Source organism: Simiaoa sp. (genome assembly GCF_051972595.1).
Taxonomy (GTDB): domain Bacteria; phylum Bacillota; class Clostridia; order Lachnospirales; family Lachnospiraceae; genus Acetatifactor; species Acetatifactor hominis.
Genome location: NZ_JBOKRY010000028.1, coordinates 1 through 25,550, shown reverse-complemented (window position 1 = coordinate 25,550; position 25,550 = coordinate 1). Strand labels below are relative to the sequence as shown.

General features: G+C 48.4%; 20 protein-coding genes. 1 reads left to right on the top strand and 19 read right to left on the bottom strand.

Annotated features, from left to right (window positions below; all coding sequences use genetic code 11):
• Positions 1-125 precede the first annotated feature (125 nt).
• The 19 genes from ACTRDR_RS10385 to ACTRDR_RS10295 all read right to left on the bottom strand — a co-directional run bounded on the left by ACTRDR_RS10385 (position 126) and on the right by ACTRDR_RS10295 (position 23,518).
• Positions 126-962 carry an SGNH/GDSL hydrolase family protein gene (locus tag ACTRDR_RS10385; RefSeq protein WP_440527382.1) on the bottom strand — a complete coding sequence of 279 codons (837 nt, stop codon included), beginning with the start codon at positions 960-962 and terminating at the stop codon, positions 126-128.
• 10 nt (positions 963-972) lie between these two features.
• Entirely contained in the window at positions 973-1,998 is a 1,026-nt protein-coding gene (pseG, locus tag ACTRDR_RS10380; RefSeq protein WP_440527381.1) for a UDP-2,4-diacetamido-2,4,6-trideoxy-beta-L-altropyranose hydrolase, read from the bottom strand.
• Positions 1,998-3,665: a pseudaminic acid synthase gene (gene pseI / locus ACTRDR_RS10375; protein WP_440527379.1), complete on the bottom strand. Its 1,668-nt coding sequence runs from the start codon at positions 3,663-3,665 to the stop codon at positions 1,998-2,000. Before pseI ends, pseG begins: the two co-directional genes overlap by 1 nt.
• Before the next feature lie 11 nt (positions 3,666-3,676).
• Positions 3,677-4,381 (bottom strand): pseudaminic acid cytidylyltransferase, encoded by a 705-nt coding sequence (pseF, locus tag ACTRDR_RS10370; RefSeq protein ID WP_440527377.1) that lies wholly within the window; start codon positions 4,379-4,381, stop codon positions 3,677-3,679.
• The gene (locus ACTRDR_RS10365) at positions 4,381-5,418 is read right to left on the bottom strand and encodes a glycosyltransferase family 2 protein (RefSeq protein WP_440527375.1); all 1,038 of its coding nucleotides are present in this window, start codon (positions 5,416-5,418) and stop codon (positions 4,381-4,383) included. Before ACTRDR_RS10365 ends, pseF begins: the two co-directional genes overlap by 1 nt.
• Positions 5,419-5,422: 4 nt before the next feature.
• Positions 5,423-7,177, bottom strand: coding sequence for an ABC transporter ATP-binding protein (locus tag ACTRDR_RS10360; RefSeq protein WP_440527373.1), 1,755 nt, complete (start codon positions 7,175-7,177; stop codon positions 5,423-5,425).
• A gap of 31 nt (positions 7,178-7,208) precedes the next feature.
• Complete coding sequence (locus ACTRDR_RS10355) at positions 7,209-8,294, bottom strand: glycosyltransferase family 52 (RefSeq protein ID WP_440527371.1); 1,086 nt, start codon at positions 8,292-8,294, stop codon at positions 7,209-7,211.
• 118 nt (positions 8,295-8,412) lie between these two features.
• Positions 8,413-10,086 carry a DUF6044 family protein gene (locus ACTRDR_RS10350; protein WP_440527370.1) on the bottom strand — a complete coding sequence of 558 codons (1,674 nt, stop codon included), beginning with the start codon at positions 10,084-10,086 and terminating at the stop codon, positions 8,413-8,415.
• Positions 10,087-10,156: 70 nt separating this feature from the next.
• Positions 10,157-11,914 (bottom strand): glucosyltransferase domain-containing protein, encoded by a 1,758-nt coding sequence (locus ACTRDR_RS10345; protein WP_440527368.1) that lies wholly within the window; start codon positions 11,912-11,914, stop codon positions 10,157-10,159.
• A 90-nt stretch (positions 11,915-12,004) separates the two neighbouring features.
• Entirely contained in the window at positions 12,005-13,528 is a 1,524-nt protein-coding gene (locus ACTRDR_RS10340; RefSeq protein ID WP_440527366.1) for a glycosyltransferase family 39 protein, read from the bottom strand.
• A gap of 61 nt (positions 13,529-13,589) precedes the next feature.
• The gene (locus ACTRDR_RS10335) at positions 13,590-15,197 is read right to left on the bottom strand and encodes a hypothetical protein (RefSeq protein ID WP_440527365.1); all 1,608 of its coding nucleotides are present in this window, start codon (positions 15,195-15,197) and stop codon (positions 13,590-13,592) included.
• A complete protein-coding gene (locus ACTRDR_RS10330; RefSeq protein WP_440527364.1) occupies positions 15,194-16,147 on the bottom strand; it encodes a glycosyltransferase family 2 protein in 954 nt (317 codons plus the stop codon). Before ACTRDR_RS10330 ends, ACTRDR_RS10335 begins: the two co-directional genes overlap by 4 nt.
• A 19-nt stretch (positions 16,148-16,166) precedes the next feature.
• Entirely contained in the window at positions 16,167-16,754 is a 588-nt protein-coding gene (locus ACTRDR_RS10325) for a GNAT family N-acetyltransferase (RefSeq protein WP_440527363.1), read from the bottom strand.
• A gap of 11 nt (positions 16,755-16,765) precedes the next feature.
• Entirely contained in the window at positions 16,766-17,869 is a 1,104-nt protein-coding gene (locus ACTRDR_RS10320) for a DegT/DnrJ/EryC1/StrS family aminotransferase (protein ID WP_440527361.1), read from the bottom strand.
• A gap of 90 nt (positions 17,870-17,959) precedes the next feature.
• Positions 17,960-18,685, bottom strand: a complete 726-nt coding sequence (locus ACTRDR_RS10315) for a glycosyltransferase (RefSeq protein ID WP_440527360.1) — start codon at positions 18,683-18,685, stop codon at positions 17,960-17,962.
• Positions 18,682-19,641 (bottom strand): glycosyltransferase, encoded by a 960-nt coding sequence (locus ACTRDR_RS10310; protein WP_440527358.1) that lies wholly within the window; start codon positions 19,639-19,641, stop codon positions 18,682-18,684. The genes ACTRDR_RS10315 and ACTRDR_RS10310 overlap by 4 nt, the downstream gene beginning before the upstream one ends.
• Positions 19,642-19,672: 31 nt before the next feature.
• Positions 19,673-20,803, bottom strand: coding sequence for an FAD-dependent oxidoreductase (locus ACTRDR_RS10305; protein ID WP_440527356.1), 1,131 nt, complete (start codon positions 20,801-20,803; stop codon positions 19,673-19,675).
• Positions 20,791-22,560, bottom strand: a complete 1,770-nt coding sequence (locus ACTRDR_RS10300) for a DUF6020 family protein (RefSeq protein WP_440527354.1) — start codon at positions 22,558-22,560, stop codon at positions 20,791-20,793. The genes ACTRDR_RS10305 and ACTRDR_RS10300 overlap by 13 nt, the downstream gene beginning before the upstream one ends.
• Positions 22,561-22,576: 16 nt before the next feature.
• A complete protein-coding gene (locus ACTRDR_RS10295; protein WP_440527353.1) occupies positions 22,577-23,518 on the bottom strand; it encodes a glycosyltransferase family 2 protein in 942 nt (313 codons plus the stop codon).
• Positions 23,519-23,711: 193 nt separating this feature from the next.
• On the opposite strand from ACTRDR_RS10295, the gene ACTRDR_RS10290 reads away from it, so the two are divergent.
• Positions 23,712-25,409 carry a hypothetical protein gene (locus ACTRDR_RS10290; protein WP_440527351.1) on the top strand — a complete coding sequence of 566 codons (1,698 nt, stop codon included), beginning with the start codon at positions 23,712-23,714 and terminating at the stop codon, positions 25,407-25,409.
• The last annotated feature ends 141 nt before the right edge of the window (positions 25,410-25,550 follow it).

Here is a 25,550-nt window from a genome sequence, read left to right as displayed (position 1 = left end):
TCAGAGCTCCATTCACAAAACCGCACCTGCGGTGCTTTCCTTTTGTTCATGGAAGCTACTTCGCCAAAGAAATATTTTCAGCTGTTCTTACGAATGCCAGCATTCGACGCCCATCTGTAAATATTTCATGGCTCTGAATAGTTGTCCAAGTATTCCGCGATGGTCTGTGCGATCTTCTCTCTGCCTGCCTCGTTGGGATGCAGTCCATCATCCGTATACAGATACAGGTCGTCCCAGGTCTCATGAGGATAATAGTTATGATAAATATCGATCACTTCCACGTCCAAAGCCTGACAAAGCCCGATCTCCGCGTTCACATAATCCTCCAGCACACCGCCTCCCAGATCATATTCCTCACAGGTGAGCTCCGGTATTGTATACCAGGTGTAAGGTGGCGTAATGAAAATGATGCGCAGGTCCGGGTACGCTTCCCGCAGCTCTTTTACAATACTGCGGATGGCGCCGCAGTAAGTATATTCATCATAGGGATGATACGGATCCGCCGTGGATTCGATGGGATTGCCCGAGTGATAGTCATTCAGTCCCGACCCGATGAACAGGATCTTCACCTGATCAAAATCGATCTGTCCCAGGTCTCCCAGGGTATCTTCAAAATAATCCGTTGCAGATTCCCGGATATGAACCGTCCGCTGCACACCGAAATCCTTCACTGCAAAAGATCTCACCAATCCCGCCGCGGAGATGGAATCCTTGGTATATCCCAGTCTTCTCTCTTCGTCCGCTCTGCCAAGCACCGTTCCGCCGAGACCGCCGTTGTAGCATTTTAAGCCCGTCTTGTCCTGTAATTTTGCGGCAATGGAAGTCTCATCCCGGCACAGTCCATAGACACTGTCTCCCAGGAATACCACATCATAGGGAATCCTCTGATATTCACGATCCCCCGGAAAAAGCAGCAACAGCAGTACCACGAAAATCACGACTGCAATCGTACTATATATCATTTTTACTCTGCTAAATTCTATCTTCTTCATAAACCCGGCAAAGTTCCTCCGCGATCCTGCTGGCACCATTTCCATCTACCAGATGACGTTCCAGACTACTGTAATGTTCCCGCAGTTCTCTGCTTTGCATCAGCTCCGTCATATGTTCCACGATCCGCCCCGGCATAAGATCACCTTCTGTCAGGTAATTTCCTCCGTAACAGGTGATTTTCTTTTGATAAAAGGTCTCTACGATCTTCTCCTGATTATCCACAAAAGAGAAACTGATCATGGGAACTCCTATGGCAGAAAGCTCATACATGGTAGAACCGCCTGCCGTTATGGCGATATCGCATTCCTTCATCAGTTCCGACATCCGACTTACATTACGGTGCACCCGGATTCTATCATCCTCCAGTGCCATACGGCACAGCTCATCATAATGCGGATTGAAGATTCCGCTGACCACATGAAATACCACAGGTATCTCCTTCGGCACTGCCCGCAGGATCTGTCCCGCCAGATCATAGCGGTCACTTCCTCCGGTGGTCAGAAGAACTGCCTCTGCCTGTTCTCTTACATGATATTCCACATTACGAAATTCCGGTCTGAGAGGCGCATAAGCTGCTCCCATGAGACTGTAAGCCGGCTCTGGATGATACAGGCCTCTGTCCCCGTATATATTATAATTGATGATCATGTTCACCGGATAAGAGTGGAAGCTTTTATCATCAATATAGGCTGTCCATACCTGCTCCGTCAGCCGCTCCAGATAAGCATCCGAGACATAATAGCTGTCGATCAGCAGCATATCGGGATGTTCTTCTTCCATGACAGCTGTCAATACAGGCAGTTCCTCCTCCATGCTGTCATACCGGGTATGCAGGATCCTTACCTTTTTGCCTCTGCTTTTTACCAGCTTTGCAGCTGCGTCATCTGCCATGACAAAGCACACCTGTACCCCTGCTGCCTCCAGTGCCTCCGCAATGGCAAGGCAGCGCATCACATGCCCGGTTCCTATATGCTCATTGCCGTCTGCGCGGATCCATACCTTCATCAGCTGTTTCTATCCTTCCCCATTGCCTTTTCATAAGCTCTTTTAAAATCGGCAATCTTCATATTCCAGTCAAAATCCACCTTTTCCCGGATAGCATCCAGATCCTTCATTCTGTGATAAGTAGCGGTTCCCGTCTGCTTCACGGGTATGATGCTGCCTTCCCGGATCTTATGCCAGTTCTCCCGGAATAATTTCTCCATCTCCTGAAGCAGTGCCTCGTAGGTGGAGGCAAAGGTTTCCTTTTCTTCGTCAAAATGCAGTTCCCGCTGGCATAAAATATCCCCCTCATCCAGTCCCGCACTCATAAGGTGAATGGTCACACCCTTGGGCGTATCCTCCAGGAAACTGAAAAAGTTCGGACTGGAGCCGCGGTTATAAGGCAGATACGAGGTATGCAGATTGATGACTCTGCCGGGCATCAGATCCAGCACCTCCTGTGGAATGATATGGCGGTAATTGAAGCTGATCATCAGAGAAGGCTTCATCTGTGCGATCATCTGGGCCGTTACTTTATTCTCCACCCGGTATACCTGTTCTCCCTGCTCCTTCAGCCACCGGTACAGACCGTCTGTATTCGCATTATTGGTCAAAAACAGAATACTGCCCTTCTCCAGGGCATCAAAGGTAAGAGGTGTTCCTCTCTCCATGGCATGATCCGTCCGCATGCCGAGGACGTCTTTCCAGTATTTGGGCTTGATGCCGTAACCGGGACGGATAATGCGGATATTTTCTTCCGTAAGCTCTGCTCCTGCGGGTATATCCTTCACTACAAAAATAGATCTGCGGAACACTCTGCTACTCTCTTCCTGTTTTTCCACGCCATACGTCGGTGTTCCCAGGGCAGCCTCCACATTACGGATATCCTGCACCATCTGCTTATATTCTTCCGGTGTCATGGAGAACGAAGCATCCGGATTCTCGATCTCGCGGCTTAAGCAGAAATGCTTCTCAATAACCGATGCCCCCAGAGCCACTGCCGTCACTGCGCTCATGGAACCCATGGAATGATCCGACAGACCAATGGGCAGGTCGAAACGTTTCTGCATATCGGTAATCGTCCTCAGATACATCTGCGCCGGGTCTGCGGGATAAGCGCTGGAGCATTTTAACAGCACCAGCTGTCTGTTGCCGGTGTGATATACCGTCTCCACAGCTTCCCGGATCTCCTCCAGGGTAGCCATACCGGTGGACATGATGATCGGTTTTCCTTTCGATGCCACGTACTCTACCAAGGGCAGATCGATCATCTCAAAAGAAGCGATCTTGTAGAATTCCAGCCCCATATCCTCCAGGAAATCCACTGCGGTATTGTCAAAGGGAGTGGACAAAAAGTCGATTCCTACCTTGTCCGCCTCTGCCTTAAGCTGGGGCTGCCACTCCCACGGGGTATATGCCTTACCGTAGAGGCTGTAGAGATTCTCACCCTCCCAGGTACCGTTATTCACCTGAAAATATTTGTTGTGGCAATCAATTGTCAGGGTATCCGGCGTATATGTCTGAATCTTGATGCAGTCCGCGCCGCTTTCTTTGGCGGCATGGATGATCTCCTTCGCCCGTTCAATACTCCCCGCATGATTGGCCGACATTTCCGCGATCAGATATGCCGGTTCCCCGCTTCCGATCAGACGGTTTCCGATTTTGATCTTAAGATGATCCTTTTCTCCCATACTTTATATCCTCAAGCCTTCCCCAGCATATGATATTTCATCTCTGCCAGTTTCCAGTCCTCTTCATTGTCAATATCCTGCACCTCTGTCTCCGGAAGCTCCATGGGTACCGTTTTCTCCATGATCAGATTCTGTTGGACCAGGAAAGACGACACCCGCAGACAGTAGAACTGTCCCGCATCATGATAATAGGGTTCCAGATCCTGGGAACGGCTGTTACGATATTCCGGCCATTTGAACTTAAGATACCCATCTTCATCCTGTACCACGCAGCGCTGGGGCGGAAAGCTGAAACGTACTACCGGAAGCAGGGTGTCCCCCTTTTTTTCTTCCAACAGGCGCATTGCTTCCGCCAGCCTATCCGGTGTAATAAAGGGAGCGGTGGGATAGATACAACACAAGGTATCAAAATGTTCCCCGCGTTTTTCATACTCCGCCAGCACTTCTTCCAACACATCCTTCGTAGTGGCATAATCATTTGCCGTCTTCTCACTGCGCATGAAAGGAACTTCTGCTCCATATTTCCTTGCGACTTCTGCGATCTCTTCATCATCGGTGGATACCATGACCCGGTCAAATACTCCCGAAGCCAGTGCCGCTTCGATGGAATAAGCCAGGATCGGCTTTCCACAGAATTCCTTGATGTTTTTATGAGGGATCCGTTTGCTCCCCCCTCTTGCGGTTATGATCGCCACTGCTTTACCGGCTGTCTGCATTATAAATTACCTCTTTTCTTCCAGATCCACTGTTTCATACGATAGTAAACAAAAAATAAAAGATCCGATCTGCTCTGCATCCGGATCAGCTTCTGTTCCGGTGCCCCTGTGTGCTCCAGATAGTAGGGATTCTGTGCAAACTCAGGGAAACGTTCTTCCACACCCTTTCGGAGCTGTCTGATAAAAGCCGGCTTAGGATGTGTTACCCCTCCCATATAAGAGAACAGGGTAATGGCATAATACAGTTCCGTATAACGATACTCGATCTCCTGTGAATATTCCGTAAGGAACCCTCTTCTCTCACATTCCGTGTATAAAAGCTCTGCCGCCTTCATACGGTCCCTGCACTTTTCTTCCGTGATATGATGCACCGTGGATACCGCATGCTGGTAATAGTAATACAACGGTTCCTCCACTCTCTCAAAATGTCGAAAGTACAGACTCCATAAGGGGCCTGCACAATTATCTTCGTAAAAAATATGTTCCGGGAAATCCAGATGATTCTCCCGGATCACACTGTGTTTATAAATCTTCAGTACCATACTGCCCGGGCGCATGAACAGGCTGCGGTGTTGTTCCTTCGTCAGTTCCCCCGTCTGCTCCGGAGTATTGTTGACAATGACTTTGCCAACGGTAAAGGTATGATGATCCACCAGGCTGTAATCGCAGCCCACCAGATCTGCTCCGGTCTCCTCTGCTTTTTTCAGAAGCTTCTCATAATAATCCGGAGATACCCAGTCATCACTGTCGATGAAGCCGATCCATTCGCCTTCTGCGTTTTTTAGTCCCACATTTTTCGCACCGCCCTGGCGCAGATTCACCTCATTCGGAATCACACAGATCAGTTCCGGGTAGCGCTTCTGATAGTCTAACAGGATCTCCAGGGATTCGTCCGTGGAAGCATCATCCACGCAGAGAATCTCATAATCATACATTCCCCGGATGGTCTGTCCCACCAGGCTGTCCAGACAATAATTCAGTTTTCCCTCCGCCGCCATATTGTAGACGGGTACGATGATGCTCAGTTTTTTACTCATAGGCTTATAAGCTTCCCCGTTCGATTTTCGCTCTGCCGTCTTCTACCCGGTAGACAATATCACATTTTTCGATGGTCTGTAATCTGTGGGCGATAATGATCAGCGTCTTACGGCCGTGCAGTCTGTTGATGGATTCCATGATGGCGGCTTCCGTATCATTATCCAGTGCGGAAGTTGCCTCATCTAAGATCAGTACCTCCGGATCATTATACAATGCTCTGGCAATACCAATACGCTGTCTCTGTCCGCCGGAGAGACGGATGCCTCTCTCGCCGATACCGGTCTCTAAGCCTTCCGGAAGCGTCTTTATAAATTCATCCAGCTGTGCTTCCTTCAATACTTCCCACAGTCTGTTCTCATCGATCTTATCCTCGGGCACACCGAATGCCACATTTTTGCGGATGGTGTCGTCCAGCATGAAGATCATCTGCGGAATGTAGCCGATATTTTTCAGCCATTTCCGATAATTACCGGGCTCCTTCACATTCACACCGTCTGCATAGATGTAACCCGTACTGGGCTCTAACAGACCAAGCAATATATCCACCACGGTGCTCTTGCCCGCGCCGGAAGTACCTACGATACCCACCGAAGCCCCCACCGGGATCTTCAGATCCGCGTGGTCAAAGATCAGACGCTCTGTGTTGGGATACGCATACGTAATATCCTTCATCTCAATGCTGTCCTTTACATCCAGCTTTTCCTCTTCGTCGGTAGCAAAGGACATATCGGTATTCTGTCCGTTGATCTCATCCTGTAAATTATCGCTGACTCCCATGAAAAACGGCTCAAAATAAGCAATGGAATTGATCTGGTTATTAATGCGGTTCACACAGGGGAGCAGCACCAGTGCCGCCGCTGCCAGGGTTCCGAACACGGTCAGCATATTCTCCGTAGGTACGCCCGTAGCTACCAGGAAGATCATATACCCCACCATAGTGGTAACACATGCGGTCTCGATCAACAGCTTCGGTACCTGATTGTACAGGCTGTAACGCTGTACGGCATCTACATAGCCCTTGCCGCATTTCCGGTACTCGGATACGAAATACTGTTCCTTGCCGGAGATCTTCACTTCCTTGATCCCCTGTACCGTCTGAGAGATCCATTTGAACAGACCACTGTAATAGTCCTGATTGTCCTTACCCGCCTTATACATGACAGGCTTCAGCACTCTCTTGATCAGCCACATGAGAGAAAGCAATACCACTGCCATCAGAATCGTCATGGTCCCGCTGGAGATAAAGCAGTACGTGATAACAAACAAAGATACCACCGTATCGGACAACAGCTGCAGCAGTGATAAGATCAGCGCATACATATTATTGACATCCGAAGTGATACTGCGCTGTACCACTGCGGTATCCGCATTCAGGTAAAATTCATAGCCGCGCCGCAGATAGTTGCGCATCATGCGTTCGGAAGTGCGGAACTGGTTCGTATAGACAAATGACAATGTCAGCTTCTGCTGTACATAAGTAAACAGATTCTTCACCACAAATACCAGAATCAGAAGCACCATGACAATAATGGAAAAGGTACGATAACTCTCCACTCCCATGATCTCATAGCAGGCTTCCGCTACCCGGCTGTGCTGTACTGCCTCCGGATCAATGACAATCTGCATGACTTCCACCAGCATACCCACACCGGCGGTCTGTAAAAATGCACTGATCACCATGAGGATGATCAGCCCCACCATGGTTCTCTTCTGTTTTTTGTCCAGCAGGACATTCATTTTCTTAATTATCTGTAACATAGAGTTCTCCAGTTCTCCGGTTCTTCATTTCTCAGATCTGTTCATTCTGTCTGTGGATCAGGGGATCTTCATAGGCATCCATGAAATCCGGTCCCAGCCGCACCGCTTCCTCCGCGAAGGGCAGCCCCTTCACCTCTGTCAGCACTCCCACTACTTTTTTGAACTTCAGTCCCGGGAAGAAATTCAACATTTCCATAGGCACGGTAGCATCGAACTGCGGATACTCCGGGAACAATTTCCGGTAATCCAGTTCATCTCTGGGATGAGGCTTAATAAAAATACTTCCCTCTTTTTCGTACATTTTGATAACGTCCCGGAATATCTTCTCTCTGACATCCAAAGTACACAGAGGATCCGTAAGGATCAGTATTTTATCCCCTACCTTGTTGCTAGCGGCAATCTGGTGCTCCAGTTCTTCCTTATTTTTCACAAACGCCTGAAGGATCAGTTGCTTGTCCGCCTCCGTCAGGCGGTCCACCAGCTCTTTCCTCGGCTGTTCAATGTATCTGGGACAGGGATAATGAATTGCCGAGATATCATTTACCTCCATATCCATGCAGTATTTTCCGTAACCGTTCTGCACAAAGATCAGATTCAGATACATGGACAAAAAGGCTTTCAGCTTAAAATGGCCTCTGTTGTCATATCTCGCCGCATCAAAATTCTTCAGACAGTTCAGCCCGTCCTCCACCGCATGGTAGCGGATCCGGTTCTGATTCAGATAATAACCTATTGGGTCGGAATCACAATAGACATAGATATCCTTATATTCCCTAAGATTCACCGGCACATAAGGGGCTTCCAGTCTAGCATACTCCTTCGTAAACCGGATCCGGTTCTTCAGATTCCCCAGAAAGCTGCCTGTGTCCTCACGGTATTTTGCAAGCTCCGGGAAAAAGTCCTCCCGCTTCTCATCAAATTCCAGTACCTCTTCAAACAATCCGGTGCTCTCCACGCGAGATTTCAGGTTCTCGAAGTTGGTGGACATTTTGGACAGCACTAAAGTAGCAGCCCCCGCTTCCTTCGCAGGATCTGCCTCAGCTCTTATTTTTAACTCTTTTAAAAATGTCACATATGCATGATAATAAGTGTGACATATATAAATTCTGTCTTTCATATACAAGTCTCTACTATACTTAAATTGTTATAACCATTTGGATTTACTATAACACACTTTTCTCTTCCAGTAAAAAATCTTATGAAATTTTAAGAAAGTGGGGGTAACAGTTCAGCCATTACAGTTCATATACCCAGATCCCCCAGTAGGATTCTTCTGTTTCAAAGTATCCCACAAGTTCCAGACCCATTCTGTCGGCATCCCCGATTTCGGCTCCGGAGAACAGATACTCACAGCCCAGACTCCGTAATTCATCCATATCAAACTCCAAACCTTCATAGATCAATGAGTTTCCCTTTTGCAGGCGCATGTAATTGCCCGTAATACTGTTGAACAGGTAACAACGATTCCCCCATGTATCAAAGTATACCCGTACCTCTTCATTTTTCTCAATTTCCGGTGCAATGACTTCCCGGAATCTGTGCTTGTACTCCAGTGGATAATTGTTGGAATATCCGTCCACCGTATAAAACCCATGCATTAGTGACGGTGCCGGACTGATTCCCAAATGTGCCACACGATACGTGCTCTTGTCCCGGCCGATGGCATCATCGATCTTCTGCATCAGATTCTCGGAAAACCAACTTTCCCAGGAAATATATCCCGTGATCCCGGATCCATTGTTGATCTGGTTCACATTAAGGTACATTCCGGAATTTACCTTCAGCATCTGAAGCGTCGGCAACAGACACACTATCAGGATCACCAGTTTTCCCAACAACATTCTGCTGTCGGTATGCGGGATTTTCGTTCTCCACAATACCGCTGCCGCCAGTGCGAACTCCAGATACCAATCCGCAGGATACAGCCAATAGAACCGGTGCATCTGAAAATAGTGCAAGAATCCCGTGATATTGTTTTTCCAGTCAACAACTACTGTCATATGACAAAATGCGTAAAACAAAGCTATCGCGATCAGGAATAAAAAGTTAACAACCGCTGCCTTATAAAGGATTCTATCTGTTTCTTCCTTTTTGCAAAACGCTCCCAGGATCAGGAACAAAATAATGGGCAATATCAGATATTTATGTAAAGACGGTGCATGCTGTGCACTATTTTGGAATACGTTCCAAAAAGTCTCGAAAAAAGGTGTGGCGGAAGATACCATTTCCTCCCGATGACTGATATAACTGCCGTCTCCCACCAGGATCTCCAGGATCAGTGACCGGTTGGTAATTACATACGTCACCAACAATTCTATAAATCCCAAAATTGGCCATGTATTCTTTCTTTTTTGCAAGAAAGCGACAATCATTACCAAAAGCCACAATCCCAACACCACATAGCCGGTATACACCAAGTGACTGGTAAGACCGAACAGTACCGTGCACAACAACGCAGATAGGATTCTTTTTCGCTTCCACAGACATAGAAAAGCATATACTATCAAAGGAATGCCAAATTCCGAAAGACCATAGACAGGATATAAGGGCAACACGCAGAAACAGACCCCTGCTATCATCGCCAGAATACTGCTCTCTGTACTCTCCCTCACCAACAGATACATTCCCAAAAACGCCAGCAAAAAGCAGATAATGTACTGTGTAAGAAACGCCACTCTGGCAGAAAACAGGCAATACAGCGGCAGGAACAAAATAGCCGATGGCTGCATACCGCTGGCATTGACACCGTCCAGCATCTCCGGATATACTGTACTTCTGTCCCATAAATGTCTGGCAGGAAGCATATAATTCATAATGCTTTCATCCAACTGATCATTGATCTCAAAGATACAGCCATCCCCGAGAATAAAATAGGGGAGGAAAAATACAACCGCGATCAAAATGCCCATCCACCAGAGCGGAATTCTATCCAGCCACAGGAGAAATCGGTTGAATTGTTTTCCTATTGCAGTTTTTTCATCAGAAGTGAACAATAATATAATCCCCCTTATCCAAGATATATCCATCCTGTGGATATTCCGGCAACTCCAACGATGCTTTCTCTGCTTCCGCATACCTGTCGATATCTTCGCAGGCTGTCAGCGTATGTCCGTGCATAGCGAAGAACTTCACTAGCTCCGCATCGTTATCGAAAGCATACCGTCCCCATTCGATGACAGACAACGCCGGGGTCTGTGCCACCCATACGCCCTTGGAACCGCGGTTGTATTTATCCAACAGATCTGGATCGATCCTGTCCGTGATCCGTTTCATCTTTGCATAAGTCTCTGTTCCATACCCCACATAGGCATCCTGAATAATGCTGTAAGGGATCTCATAATTGCCCGTGAATACCACCGGCTTCGAAGTGTCAAAATCACGTTCCAGATCCAGGGCAATTTGGTCCACAGTCTTCACTGCTGCCTCGTATTTCTGCCTGTCAATATAGAACCATTTTGTCATATCCATGCACTGGTTCCAGGTGATCACCACAAGCACTGCCACTGCAATACCACGCACTCCCAGGCATATCTTACGGTGCATGCCCCGTCCAATGCATCCCGTAAGGCCCCAGATACCATAGGCAAATAACAGTGCCCCATAGCCACAGAAAATGGGTAAAAACTGCGCCGAGCGGTACAGCGTAGCCTTTCCTTCAATAAATAATAAGGAAAACGCCGCCAGGTACGCTGCCGGCAGAAGAACAAGTGCCCACAGGTCTCTGCCGTGGATCACTCGGATCATCGCCACCACCGTAATAACGACTGCCGCCAGGACAAAAATGCGGATCGGCAGATACGCATAGGCAAACACGCCGTATAATACAAAGGTTCGCTTCAGGATCATTGCCAGCTCACTGAAGGCTCCGGGTCGAAACATCCAGCCTAACATCTCCGTCACCGAACGCTGCACCGCTTCTCCCTGTAAATATTCCAACTGAAACGCTTTGGTAAGTACAACGATCATCAGACTTCTGAGGATCACTGCTGCCAGGGCGCACACTGCTCCTCCCACCAGTGTGTGGAAGACTCCACTCGTCCCGGTCTGCCCTTTACGCTCCGCTCCCATTCCGATTCTTTCGGTCAGTAACAACAGCATTAGTCCGGCAAGCCACAGAATCATAAAGGATTCATAACAGCCCATGGCGATCCATAAAAATACCGCGGCCGTCACAAGCCTCATCACAGCCAGGCAGTCAAACTTCTCCCGGATTCCACTGCCTTTTTGCATTTTCCGTATGCTGACCTGCCATTCCCGCACGCAGCACAGACTGAGTCCACAGCACAGATAGCCGATGGCGATCCCGTTATGCAGAAAATACGTAAATACTTCGCTGATCAGCGGACTGGACACAAAGATTGCGGCAAAAAACGCATATCCCACCACCGGGATCTTCTCTCCAAGCACAGAATAAAACAGCACCGTCCAGACGATTGCCGCCAGTACCAGCAGGCATACCGCGATAAAATCCGTCACAAAAGGCACAAACTCCGCCAGGAAGATCACCTTGTTCAGCAGGAACAGTACCCACCGCCCCACAATGGCGATCAGTCCCTCTTCAAAATAATACAGCGACGGTGTATCATCGATGCCGATGGTGACATTTGTTACCTTATAGCCGTAAGCGCATACTGCTGTAAGCAGCAGTATCCCCATAAACCATCGATTCTCCCAAAATTTATGAAAAATTCTGCTCCAGTCTACTGCCGTTTTTTTATGTTCTCTGTATTTTTCCATTACTTTTCTGCCTGCCTCTGTTCCTGATCTTATTGCCGCTATTCTATTGATGTCGGAGTCAAAAGGTCTTTCACCCACTTATGAGCTAGCTCATGTGGGCTTAGACCTTTGGACCCTGGCATCTTCTATTGTTTTCGGCTCCAAGCGATATATCACAAAATCATAGTACATATAATGGAATTCCAGTTCCACTTCATAATTGTAGCCATCCTCCATCGGACCGGGTTCACTTCCCTTGAAGCAGATATACCAGAGATTCTCGTAGGAATCGAGCTGATTATACTCCATCAGGGCTTCCGTGTTGACAAACGGAAGACTGTATAATTTATATCCAACCAGATAATAATGAAGCTTAGGGTGATAGACATTCAGGAAAATCGTATGCGTATAGGGACCGATGATCGCATCATTTTCCGTAACTTCGGTCTCTATAAAATTCTCATAAGTCTCCAGTCCCTGATCATACTCCAGATGAAGCTCCGAAGTATACTGCAATGCAAAGCACAGGCCGGCGGTTCCTAAGGTACCCGCGATCCACCATTTTCTGCTCTTCTCCCCGGCATTTTCCACAAGCTGTGCAAATCCCACCGCATACCACAGCATGACAAATCCCATGCCTGGGAACGCGTAACGTCCCATAAAACAGTTGTTGATCGTAGCGGAGATCACGCCTCCCACGATTCCGGTCAGCGCAAAAGCCGCTGCGCCGATCGCAGGAGCGGCATTCCCGTGTTGTCTCACCCAGTCCACCGCACCGTAGCTTAATACCAGACACATTGCGATTCCAAGCAGTACCACAATGCCGATGGGGGTCTCCACCGCCGAGAACCATTCCTTGCAGTAATCCATCACGGAATTCAGGGTAGCCAGTTCTGTGGTGGAACCGTCGTCATAACGCATCCGCAGGATGAACTGCCTACATGTCACTGCAAGCCAGGGGGAGAACACGATCGCCACCGTAAATCCGGAGATCAAAAATCCCCTGATCAGCTCTTTTTTATGGCAGATCAGGATCACAGCCAAAAACAGCATATAGAATAAAAAGGTCTGGATCAATGCAAACGTATGACAATATACGGTGCAGATGCTCGCCAGGCAGAATACGATCCACTTTTTCCCGGTCGCTTCCCGGAAAATATCGTACGCGGAAAGTCCGGTCAGTGTCAGGAAAAACAGTGCCACCGTATACATACGCACATTGCCTGCCTGTACACTGAAAATCGGCATCAGCAGGGAAAATGTCATAAAATATACCGAAATCTTCCGGTCAAACAGCTTTTCCACATAATATTTGCCCAGCAGCATATAGCCCAGCATAAAAAGCACAGACATCAGTTTCAATGCCCAGAAATGCGTACCTCCGCCGCACAGATGGTAGAACAGCTTCAATAATACATAATAAAACGGGGAATGGTCATCCGTCGCCGTGATATAGATCAGCCGCTTCCAGGGAAGAGACACCATGGATGCAGAATATGCCTCATCATACCAGAGGTTATTGGTGATACAAAAAGCTCCCCAGATCACCAGTGCCGCCACCGGCAGTCCGTGCCACAGCAGTGTCTGGAAATTCGTCTGTATGAAATTGCGTGCTTTCCTGTCACGTGTCTCCATGGGATCTTAATGCCTTTCTTCTCTACTTTGATACCTACTTATGTTCCATGAATCAGTGTCATTAGTACCTGCAATACAGCACCATATCCGCATCTCTTCCAATCTCTTCATAACCTTTGGCACTACACAGTTCATCGATCTCGCCGCCGCTTACAGTGGCAATGTATTTACTCTGCAGTTCCGTCAGATGCTCCAGAATATAAGCTCTCTCACAGCAGCTGACACCGAAGCCCTCCGGTATACCATATAATAACTGCCATTTTAAATACTGATGTCCTTCCGCCGTCATATCCCCGAGATTCCAAATGATCACATTTCGGTAACTCGGTACATTTTCTGTATCCAGTCTCAGATTCTCTGAGAATATATCCTGCCAGTATTCCACCTGTTCCTTTCTGTCTTCCGTCACATAGGGAACCTGGTAATCATAAGGCTCCACTGCCTTATAACTGTACAGATACAGGAAAGCCACTCCTAAAATTACTGCTTTTTTATAGTATTTGGTTTCCAACATGCTTACGATAAAAATTCCGGCTGCAATGAAGGTCAGAAAGTGCCTGCTGCCTTCCACCATTTTATACATCAGAAGGTGTGCAAACAGCATAGCGATCAGGCTGAAGGCAAAATGCACTTCGATGATCAGCTGATCCTTCAGAGCTTTCTTTTCGTCTGCCGGTTCCATTGCGCTCTGTGCTGCCCGTTGTGCCCGGCGCAGCTTTTTGGCATCCATAAAAGTCTGCACCAAAAGGATCGCAAGCAATAACAGGTATCCGTCAAAATAAGCTCCGGAAGCCAGTCCGCTACGCACTCCCTCTACACAATGTCTGTAAAAATCCATTCCCTTCCAGTGAAGAGTTCCGAAAATATTGCGGAATCCTGCGACAATTCCCTCAGTGAAAAAAGTCGTGATCCAATCCGTATAAAACAGCGGTGTAAAATACTCTGCACCCAGATAATGTTTGATCAATGCATAGGAAATTCCCGTCAGTGCCACGATAAGAACTGACCCGATCCAGCCGGATTTTTTATTCCTGCATATCCAGAAATAACATGCAAGCATCAGGAATAACAGCATATACGGACGCATCAGCGTCATTAATACAGAAACGACCAACATGGCGATCAGCTTACCTTTTGTCTCCTGCTTCAGATACGAAATTGCCAGTCCGTAGAACAGGATCAGCATGCAAAAGCAGATGACCTCAGGCATGCCGGACAACATATATCGCGTAAATAATGTGTACAGACTAAACAAAACCGTCAGGATTCCCAGCTGCTTCCAGGTAGGCTTCACCAGCCATACAAATACAAACATCGTGATGGTCAACAATACAATATTGCAGATCACCGGAGACATCAGATTCCATCCAAACAGCAGTCCCCACAAAATCCAGGGGAATACCAGTACCGGACTCCACGCCGCAAAAGAAAGCTGCAGGGCATGGCTTTCATTGAATCCAAAAAAGCCCTGCGGAAATCCATAATTCAAAATTCCTTCCACCTGCTTAAAATAAAACAACTCATCATTCCATTCCGATGACGGCAGATATACCTGCCCGATGCTCCTGCCTTCCGCCGCTGTCCGTACCAGACAGCACACCACGGGAAGCATCGCCATCAGTACTGCTTTCAGCAGGGTTATATATTTAAATTGCGTCTTCTTCATCATTTATTATCCTCATTCCCTAGATGGATTTTCTCCCGGATCACATACTGGGGAGAATTATTCATACTGATATAGATACGTCCCACATATTCTCCGATCAGTCCCAGCATGATCATGATCATACCACCGAAAAATACCAGCGCCGCCATCAGCGCACTGAAGCCCATAGGCACATTGGGATTCACCAGTCTCTTGATGATCGTGTAGATTCCATAGAGGAAACCGAGTCCTGCGCAGCCTACACCGCAAGATGTGGCGATCCGTAACGGCTTCACGGAAAATGCCGTAAATCCGTTGAACCACAGTCCAAGCAGCTTCTTCAGCGTATAGCCGGAATTTCCCTCTTCCCGCTCTCTGTGACATACCGGCACATTGGTAATGTTTTTGGTCGCGCGGAGTACCAGGCCGATGACATAAGGGTAGGAATTCTCATAGCGGATCATATCCTCCACCACGAACCGTTTCACTGCAAAATAGCTGGAAATGTACAAGTCTGCCGGCTTATTTAACATCATGCGGGTCATGAGCTCATTCACTTTGCTTCCCATGTTCCGGAATGCGGAATGCTGCTTATGCTCATAGCTGGCATACACAGCGTCATATCCTTCCTCCAATTTGTCCAGAAGCTTATCCACTTCATCTGCCGGAGTCTGTCCGTCATCGTCCAGGCACACTACATAATCGCCGTCGGAATGCCGTAGTCCCGCCATCAATGCCGCATGCTGTCCAAAATTTCTTGCGAAGCCGATCCCTTTGATATTATCGTATTTCTCACACAGTTCCCGGATCGTCCCCATGGTATTGTCCGGTGATGCATCATTTACCAGGAAAATATCATAGGTATACTGCGTCAGCTTCTGCATGGTCTCCCGGATCTCCTTAACCACATGGGGCAGTGTATGCTCCGAGCGGTAACAGGGGATCACAAAACTTACTTTTTTTATTCTGTCCATTTTTGTTGCTTGCTCCTTCTTAATCTGCCGGATTCACGGCTGCCATCCAGACAATATCCCGGTACACACCGTCAATACACACATCGTCTCTTAACAATCCTTCTCTGACAAATCCTGCCTTTTCATAGCTGCGGATTGCCTGCAGGTTCTCCGACAATGCCCGCAGGTAGACTCTGTGCAGCTTTTCCTCCTCAAAACAATACCTTAACATCAGCTTCGCCGTCGCCGTACCGATGCCACGTCCTCTGGCAGACGCTTCTCCGATGAAGATTCCGTATTCCGCCTTGTTATGCTGTCTGTCGATATCCCGGATATACACAGATCCCAACGGCTTATCTCCGTCCAGATCACAGATGATCATCTGCACCACATCCCCGGTCTCCACGTGTGTGTGGATCCAGTTCTCATGTGACTGCTTGGTGAAAAGTGCCTGATAGATAAAATTTTTGCGCACCGCATCGCTGTTACGCCATGCCACGATCCGGTCCGTGTCCTCATAGGTCATGAGCCGCAGATAAATTCCGGCTTCCGTATCCCGGTACTTCTCAGAAATTGCTTCCGATGTCTTATTTTCCGATGTCTTATTTACTGATGTTACTGTCTGCAATGGTTCTCTCCTTACTGTCTGTATGCATTGCACAGAGCAATGACTCTCTGTATCTCCTCTTCCCGCATCTCGGGGAACAGGGGCAGTGTCACGCAGTGGTCTGCCAGGTATTCCGCATTGGGACAGTCTCCGGGATGGTATCCTAAGTCCGCATACGCCTTCTGTAAATGACAGGGCACCGGATAGTGCATGTTACACTCCACATCATGATCTGCCATATAGCGGATAAAGTCCTCATGATCCGGAACGGTAACGACAAACAGATGGAACACCGGTGTGGTATTCTCCGGATGGTGCTGCATGGTGATCAGCGGATTCGTGATCTCCCGGATATAGCGGTGTCCGATCTCCTGACGTCTCTTCGTCCACTCCGGCAGATATTTTAAGCTGACGCTCAGCACTGCTCCCTGCAGTCCCTCCAGTCTGTAATTATATCCGATCTCATCATGATAGTAACGCACATCACAGCCCTGATTTTTCAGGCGGTCGATATGCTTATAGTATTCTTCTTTCTCACAGGTCACACTGCCGCCTTCGCCGAACGCATACAGGTTTTTCCCCGGATAAAAGCTGAAGCATGCCAGATCTCCCAAGGTTCCCACATTTCTGCCCTCAAACTGTGCACCGTGGGCCTGGGCGCAGTCTTCCACCACGAACAGTCCGTGACGGTCGGCAATCTTACGGACGCCTGCGTAATCAAAGGGCTGTCCATAGAGATGTACCCCGATGATCCCCTTCGTCTTATCCGTGATCTTCGCTTCCAGCACAGAAGGATCGATCTCCCAGGTATCCGGTGTGCAATCCGCAAATACCGGTGTTGCACCGGTGTAGCTGACGCCCCACGCTGTCGCAATGTAGGTATTGGCAGGTACGATGACCTCATCTCCCGGACCCACACCCAGGGCTAACATTGCCAGATGAAGTGCGGAGGTTCCGTTATTCACACCGCTAGCATACTTACTTCCCACATATGCCGCGAACTCCTTGTCAAAGGTGTCCGCATATTTTCCGCCGGAAAATGCGGTTTCCCTACATACCTTCTCGATTGCCTCTCTGTATGCATCCGCATGTGCCTCCACATCTCTCGTCAGATCGATTCTCTTAATATGTGCCATTCTGTCGTCCTTCTTTCTTCCGTTCCCGGTCGTTTCTATCCGTGCCCCTTCAGCCTTCGTTGTTACGTTTTCCGTCACTCTGTGGCTGTCTTATATGTGTTTTTTAATATAAAACTCGTTGAATAACCTTGCGATCTGCACCAGATAATTGCAGATCGTCTTAAATACCTTAACGGTAGTATTATAGTCTTCCTGCCACTCCACAGGATAATCCAGGATCTTCACGCCTCTCTTCTCCGCCCGGAGCAGAAATTCGATCATGTAGAACCACCCATTGTCCTGACTGCAGCCCCGGATCAGGGATATCGCCGTCTCCCGGCGTACAAAGGTAAAACCGCAGATGGCATCCGTGGACTTCATCCGCAGGAATAATTTTAATAAGATCAACAGTCCCTGTGAAGTGATCCTGCGATACCATTTTCTGCCCTTCGTATCGGACTCTCTGGCGAAACGACTGCCGTTAATATACTGGATCTCCTCCTGTGTCTCGAAGAGATGAATGGCCTCTCCCAGGTGTTTGATATTGGTAGACAAGTCAATATCCATGTAACCTACCACATCGCCATGGCTTAATTCCACGCCTCTGCGGAATGCGGCGCCCACACCCCGGACATTGATTCTCTCATATCGCACTTTATCGTATTTCTGACACAGCGTCTCTGCGATCTGCGGTGTCTCGTCCTCGGAACCGTTATCCACAATAATGATCTCATAATCTTCAAAAGCGATCTTGTGCAGATATTCCACTGTGCGGGTCACACCGCTCTCTAAACGCAGGCGTTCATTTAATACCGGAAAAATAATCGTAAACATCATTTTGTCAGTTTTTCCACTCCTTCTATTACGTAGCGCTGTCTCTTAAAGCTCATATTCAGGATCACGGACAGATATTTGAAGATCAGTGTCAGCATCACAGACATCATGAAAAAGCCAAAGGAGATCAGCGTCATCAGACTCATCCAGCCTTCTACGGGGCGTACCGTGCTGAAAATGGAATACACGATCCAGCCGAACATGATCACCATGACCGAGAACAGGATCACACTCACTAACATGGAGAATTTCTCCAGTACGTTGGTAAATATGATCAGCGTATCCAGTGCCAGGCTGCTGCGGGTACTGCGTTCCTCTCTGTTCCTGCCACTGCTTGCTATGCTTTTATTATCATAGACCAATGTGTCCGCTTTCAGTCCGCAATTCATGTACATTGCCTTACGGTAAGGGATGTACGCGTTCATCTGATTCACACGGTTCACCGCCCGGCGGGAGATGATACGGAACCGCTCCTGGCGAAGCTTGTGCGTGTTGCGGCTTCCCAGATTATATACCGCATAGAACAACCGGGAGGTAAACGCCACATCATGCTTCGGTGCCGCTGCCACCACATCATACCCCCCCAGGGCTCTCCGGTATACCTCCATGATCAGGGACGGTTCAAAATCCGGCAGACATTTATCAAACTCAAACAGGAAATCTCCCACTGCCAGATCTCTTCCGGCATTCATCGCCATCTCCACGCCCTGATAAAAGCTTAAATTGATCATGCTGACCACATGGCGGGTCCCGCTCTCTTCCAGGAACTTATGGATCTCTTCTACGGTATTGTCCATGCAGCAGTCGTTGACACAGACGATCTCATATTTTTCAAAATTTTCTTCCATGGTACCGCAGACCGTTTTCAGGAAATCCCGGATGCCTGCACCGTCATTGTGCAGATAGAGCACACAGGACACGAAATTTTTTTCTTTATTCAGCATTGCTTGATTTTGCATTACTTTCTTCTCCATAGCCTTTCTCTGTGTCTCACTCCAAAAACGGATCCAGATCATATACCGTATTGATCTTACCCGACAGTACACTGATCAATGTGGGTTCTGTGGAAATTGCCCGGATCACGGTAGGTCTCGAATCGTCGATCTCCGAAGCCTTCAGGATCGGCTTCATGGAAAACAGGGACTTCTCATAGCTAAAACCGTACTCTTCCCGCAGATATTTTCTCGCCAGCGTGGACATATATTCCCAGGCGCTCTCCGGTCTGCCCGGACAGTCGTTGCAATTGCCCAGCCACCCATTCCGGCAGATATTCCCATCCTGTCCCACGCAGGGGAACCTGGGTGTGGCATCGTAGCTGGTCTTATGGGGTGTAAAGGTCACCGAAGTCAGGGAATGATATCCCGTCCTGCCAAAAGGCATGATAGAGAAAAAGGGACCGTCCATCACCGTGAAACCGATATTATGGATCTTCTCGCTTGCCTTACAGAGAATGATCTCACACAATTCATACTTCAGTCCGAAGGGTTCCGTCGTCACGCCTTCCACCTTTTCCAGTACCTGGTTCACAGAAGCATAAGTAGCATTCAGCACAAAGGGCGCCCGATAGATTTCCCGCTGCCCCTCATGCAGTGCAGTCACCTCATAACAGTCCGTAAGCTTTACGATCTTCGTGATCTCTCTGCCAAAATGCAGCTTCACACCGGGATATTTTGCGATCTCTTCCAGAAAATAATCCCGCAGGATATGGGCATCATAGGTGTATTCCTCCGTGAGAAAAGCACCGTCACACAGCCCCGGTTGAAAATATTCCTCCACCGGAAGTGCCTTGCAGGGGATCCCGCCGTCCTTACAGAATTTCAAAAATTCCGCCGCATCCGTCCAGGAAAAATGGGCGGAAGTAGCGTAGATCTGCTCAAATGACGTATGAATGCAGAAGGAATAATCCTCCACAAAACGCTTGAAATATCCTGCCGACTTCATAGCAGTAGACAGAGAACGGGGATAGTGATATCCCATGTGCACTCTCGCCTGATTAATATATGTGGCTCTGGTAAAAGGTTCCTGCTCAATCTCCAGCACTTCTACCTGCTGCCCTTTTTTTGCACAATACAGCGCGGCATACAGTCCATACAGCCCCGCTCCTATGATCAGCTTGTCCATTTGGTTATCCTTTCATCACTGTTAGTTGTCTTGCATAACAGTCCCAGCAGATACGGCAGCGCCAGCATCACCGGGTAGACATAACGCATCTGCACCGTAGGTCCCAGCAGCATCGTGCCGTAGTAGCCTCCCACGATGACAAGCGGCAGACAGAAGCGCTTCCTGTCTGTAATGGACAGTACTGCTGCCAGTCCCAGATACAGCCACAGATAACTTCCCGGCACGAAAATATATTTCAGCAAAGGTATCCGCAGATACCCGTTATTCTCCGCCCATTTCTCCAGCCGTTCATACAGCCACGGGAATTTACTGTCTTTATAGATGCCTCTTTCATTTAACACACCCTCGTCCCAACGGGTCTGCACATAACCCAGTCCTTCCTTTTCCCCCGTCTGGTTCACTGTGGCATGGGTCGTATCGAACGGTGATAAAAATCCGGCATCCAACGCCAGTGCGGCATTGATCATATCTCCCGGATAGGCGCTCAGCAGATGCAGATAGGTCTTTATAAATTCCCCGGAACGATATCTCACTACATACGTGTTGGTATGGCGCTTTACCGGATCCGCGATCCCCGGATCATAGTCTCTATACGCTTCATCCAGGATGAAATCATGGATCAGTGCCTTATCCTGCTCTGTCATGGTGCCGTCATCCTCCGGGAGGACTCCCACCCCACCGTGATAAATCATGCACCGCGACATCTGCTGGATCGGCATGCTTAGCATCTCCCGTCTGTCTCCCTGCTCCGCATGGGTAATGTTAAATACCGCAGACAGCACAAAAAGCCCTACGCCGAAAGCCACCGCACTCACTGCGAACAGCCTCCCCCAGAGCTTCCTCGCCCTTTTTCCAAAACAGAACAGCAGGAATAAAAAAGCCAACAATACGATCATAGCATATTTTCCGTTATTCCGAAACAGAATCATTCCTACGGTTCCGATTCCAAACAACAGATCCCGGATCCAGGGACGGATACTCCTGCGGTCCTCCATAAGAAGATCCGTCAGGCCCACCAGCTGTAATAACAAAAATGCGCTGAACACAGTATCCTTGGTCATACTGACACTCATGTACCAGTGAAACGGAAAAAACATTCCAAGTAACAACACAGACAACTGAATAGCCACCGGGGCTTTTCTTCTGTGTAATACCCACATACCATATGCCATGCTGCCTGCAAGCAGCAACATCTGCGCAGCCGTATAACATGCCATGCCCGCATTCACACTGCCAAAGATATGGGAACCCAGCCACAGCATTCCCTGTAAAAGCAGAGTATGCACGATGGGATGATGGTCAAAATAGTAATGCTCCATGATCTGACCGGTCTGCACCGGCGCATCATAGGCACAGATCCCCGGATAATATGCCAGATATACCGGAAGCCACGCAAGTAACAGTAACAGCAAGCTTCCCAGAAGCACCTGTCCGCCGGAGCGGTTCTGTATCCATGCGGCAAATCTTTTGTAACCTATTGCCTTCTGGCGGCCGTGAGCGCCATCCATGTTATCCTGGCTCTGCGTCTGACTATTCTGCCTTGCAGCAGTATTCTCTGCTATATGGCAGACCACCCGGGTCCCCACCATTCCAAGCACGCATCCCAGGATCACCGACCATACCAAAGTGCTTCCCACATATCCGGCGGTCCACAGAACGTTCCCGTTTGCTGCCAGATCTTTTTCTGTTTTTACAAAAAATACAAACAGACATCCCAGAACGCAAAGCAACAGATACCCTTTACGTCTGGGAAACATTCTCGTCTCCCGCATATTACAATCCTTTACGTTCCTGATGTTCCCCATGTACACGATTCAGACGGTACTCGAAATCCTTCCGGTCCTTGGCCGTCATAACTTCCAGCATCATGCCGGAGAAAAAGGACTGGATCCCCGCTAACAAAATAAATCCGCAGACGATCAGCGTCGGGAATCTGGGCACCAGTCCGGTACTGAGATACTCCAGAAGTACCGGTACGAATAAAATCACAGCGATTACCGTCAGCAACAATGCCAGCATCCCGAAGAAATGCATGGGTTTATAATTTTTATACAACTGCAGCATCTTGCGGATGACGCGGAAGCCATCACTGTATGTGTTCAGCTTGGATTCACTGCCCTCCGGACGGTCGCGGTATTCCACCACCACGTTCTCCACCTGCATGTTATAGTTCACCGCATGAATAGTCATCTCCGTCTCGATCTCAAATCCTTTGGAGAATACCGGGAAGGTCTTCACGAATTCATAGCTGAATGCCCGGTATCCGGTCATGATATCCTTGATATTGGCATGGAACAGGCTGTTGATCCCCGCACGCATCAGGCTATTGCCAAAGTTATGGAACGGGCGCTTATTCTCCGTGAAATAAGTGGAAGATAACCGGTCTCCCACTACCATATCCGCCTGGTGCTTCAGCACCCTCTCCACCATCTCCGCAGCACAATCTAAGGGGTACGTATCGTCGCCGTCGATCATCAGATAACATTCCGCATCAATCTCCCGGAACATTCTGCGGATCACATTTCCCTTACCCTGGGCATATTCATAACGTACGATCGCCCCAGCCTGCGTAGCCAGTTCCACCGTGCGATCCGTGGAGTTATTGTCATATACATACGTCACTGCCTCCGGCAGGAACCTCTTCACATCGGATACTACCTTGGCAATGGTCTTCTCTTCATTGTAGCAGGGAATCAATACTGCGATTTTATCCATTTTCTATTCCTCTTATCTCTTTGTGTTAAAAGTGCTTATACAAAGTTTATTGTACCACGCTTATTCATTTACAGCCACTATTTTTGCTTTTTTCTTGGGTATAAAAAAAACTTATGCTATAATCATATCTGTTAAGAGCACTTCTGACTGCATATTGGCGCTATGATTACTTTTTTCAGAAAGGATATTTTTCATGGAAAAGTTATATAAAATATCTCTTTACGCAGTAAAATTCCTAACTCTGCTTCTCGCTGTGCTGCTGTTTGCGGGCAGTTTTCTCACCACCTGCTATGCCGACAATATGGAGACACAACAGGTACTGTTTCGTCTGGATAATCCACTGTGGAATCTGTTGGAGCTTGCAGGCTTTGGACTCTTATTCTGTGCTTGTCTTCACTTCTATGATAAGTTTGGGAGAAAGTTGAGACGAGGACTTCTGATTTTTACTTTGGGTTTCATCTTCTGTCTGGGTGTTCTATTGATTTTGTTCGGGCGCACCGTTCCGGCTGCGGATGCCATGTCCGTATATAATGCGGCACTGGAATGGATCCAGGGAAATCTTGATGTGATCCACCCCACCGTCTCCTATCTCTCCTATTATCCACAGCAGATCGGGCTGATGGCATTTTTAGAACTGTTCCTACGGATCTGGAACCTCACCGGCATCTCCGCACCTGCCTGGCATTTTATCAAGCTCATCTATGTATGCCTGCTGTGCGCGGCGGTCCTGTTCCAGTATCTGTCCTTAAAATACCTGTGGCGGGAACACTGGGAGGAGATCTCCTGCTGCTATCTGCTCCTGGTATGCTGTAATCTCCCCATGATCATGTACAGCTCCTTCGTCTATGGGGAGATTCCTTCCTTCGCGGCATTGTCTGTGGGATTGTACCTGTTGCTGCGTCTGCTGTCCGGCATACCTTTTCCGGGACAAGCCTCTGACATCTCCTGTAAAGGAATGTCGGTGAAGCCTTTTGCCTCCGAGGCATCTTCCGGGACAACACCGTCCCCAGAGTTTCCTAGCATCCGGTCTGCATTTTTTACAGGTACCGGCAGCATCTTATTTCTCGCTTTGAGTGTAATGCTGCGTAAGAACTCACTGATTCCGATCATCGCCGTACTGCTGGTGCTGCTCTTCGAATCGCTGCGTTTTGGACGAAGCGTTCGTGCACGCTTATGCCTGCTCGGTATGGCGGTATGTCTTGCTGTTACTTCTGTGGGGATTCTGCCTCTGGTACAGAAATGTTATGAGAAAAAGGCCGGTAACACATTAAGCTCCGGTGTCACCGCCATGTCCTATTTTGCCATGGGAATGCAGGAAGCCTCCCGGGGATGCGGCTGGTATAACGGTTTCAATATCGATACCTACGATGCCGCCGGAATGGATTCTGCTCTGGCAAATGAGATCAGCCGGCAGGCAGTTTTGGAGCGCCTGGCATACTTCCGGGAACATCCTGGATATGCTGTGGACTTCTATGCTCGCAAGCATCTGTCCCAGTGGGCAGACGGCACCTACGCCAGCCGCCAGGCGACCCTTGCCGCTTACGGCGGACGGAGTGGATTCTTCCAGGAAGTCTATGACGGATCCCTCAGTTCTGCCTACATCGAATGGGGCAATGCCTGGCAGAATGTGCTGTATCTGGGAACACTGGTGTTCTGCGTAAGCACAGTTCATCGCAAACGGAAGAACACCGCCACGGCTCCGCAAGGCAGCGACACAGACTCCCTGTATCTCTCCCTGTATCTCTATGTGGGACTCATCGCCGTACTCGGAGGCTTCCTGTTCCACATCCTCTGGGAAGCCAATTCCCGCTATATCTTCCTGTATAGCCTGCTGCTGATGCCCTACTGTGCTGCGGGGGTATATACAGTTTTCGCTGAACATGCAAAATGAAGAAATTCCGTACAAAAATTCCTGAGTTAGAAACTTTTTTGTACGGAATTCATTGTTTTAAGGTTTTTACGCCAAATTAACTTGAGATTTAGTGAAGAAGCCACGAACGCCCACGGCGAACGGAATGTCCTTCCTCGATGT

Bases quoted from the DNA above. Each gene is read 5' to 3' on its own strand.
- pseI (WP_440527379.1), bottom strand. From the start codon at position 3,665: ATGGGAGAAAAGGATCATCTTAAGATCAAAATCGGAAACCGTCTGATC.
- pseF (WP_440527377.1), bottom strand. From the start codon at position 4,381: ATGCAGACAGCCGGTAAAGCAGTGGCGATCATAACCGCAAGAGGGGGG.
- pseG (WP_440527381.1), bottom strand. From the start codon at position 1,998: ATGAAGGTATGGATCCGCGCAGACGGCAATGAGCATATAGGAACCGGG.
- ACTRDR_RS10295 (WP_440527353.1), bottom strand. From the start codon at position 23,518: ATGGATAAAATCGCAGTATTGATTCCCTGCTACAATGAAGAGAAGACC.
- ACTRDR_RS10330 (WP_440527364.1), bottom strand. From the start codon at position 16,147: ATGGACAGAATAAAAAAAGTAAGTTTTGTGATCCCCTGTTACCGCTCG.
- ACTRDR_RS10345 (WP_440527368.1), bottom strand. From the start codon at position 11,914: ATGGAAAAATACAGAGAACATAAAAAAACGGCAGTAGACTGGAGCAGA.
- ACTRDR_RS10310 (WP_440527358.1), bottom strand. From the start codon at position 19,641: ATGCAAAATCAAGCAATGCTGAATAAAGAAAAAAATTTCGTGTCCTGT.
- ACTRDR_RS10365 (WP_440527375.1), bottom strand. From the start codon at position 5,418: ATGAGTAAAAAACTGAGCATCATCGTACCCGTCTACAATATGGCGGCG.
- ACTRDR_RS10385 (WP_440527382.1), bottom strand. From the start codon at position 962: ATGATATATAGTACGATTGCAGTCGTGATTTTCGTGGTACTGCTGTTG.
- ACTRDR_RS10290 (WP_440527351.1), top strand. From the start codon at position 23,712: ATGGAAAAGTTATATAAAATATCTCTTTACGCAGTAAAATTCCTAACT.
- ACTRDR_RS10360 (WP_440527373.1), bottom strand. From the start codon at position 7,177: ATGTTACAGATAATTAAGAAAATGAATGTCCTGCTGGACAAAAAACAG.
- ACTRDR_RS10350 (WP_440527370.1), bottom strand. From the start codon at position 10,086: ATGGGCATTTTGATCGCGGTTGTATTTTTCCTCCCCTATTTTATTCTC.
- ACTRDR_RS10300 (WP_440527354.1), bottom strand. From the start codon at position 22,560: ATGTTTCCCAGACGTAAAGGGTATCTGTTGCTTTGCGTTCTGGGATGT.
- ACTRDR_RS10320 (WP_440527361.1), bottom strand. From the start codon at position 17,869: ATGGCACATATTAAGAGAATCGATCTGACGAGAGATGTGGAGGCACAT.
- ACTRDR_RS10340 (WP_440527366.1), bottom strand. From the start codon at position 13,528: ATGGAGACACGTGACAGGAAAGCACGCAATTTCATACAGACGAATTTC.
- ACTRDR_RS10315 (WP_440527360.1), bottom strand. From the start codon at position 18,685: ATGATGTTTACGATTATTTTTCCGGTATTAAATGAACGCCTGCGTTTA.
- ACTRDR_RS10355 (WP_440527371.1), bottom strand. From the start codon at position 8,294: ATGAAAGACAGAATTTATATATGTCACACTTATTATCATGCATATGTG.
- ACTRDR_RS10335 (WP_440527365.1), bottom strand. From the start codon at position 15,197: ATGATGAAGAAGACGCAATTTAAATATATAACCCTGCTGAAAGCAGTA.
- ACTRDR_RS10305 (WP_440527356.1), bottom strand. From the start codon at position 20,803: ATGGACAAGCTGATCATAGGAGCGGGGCTGTATGGACTGTATGCCGCG.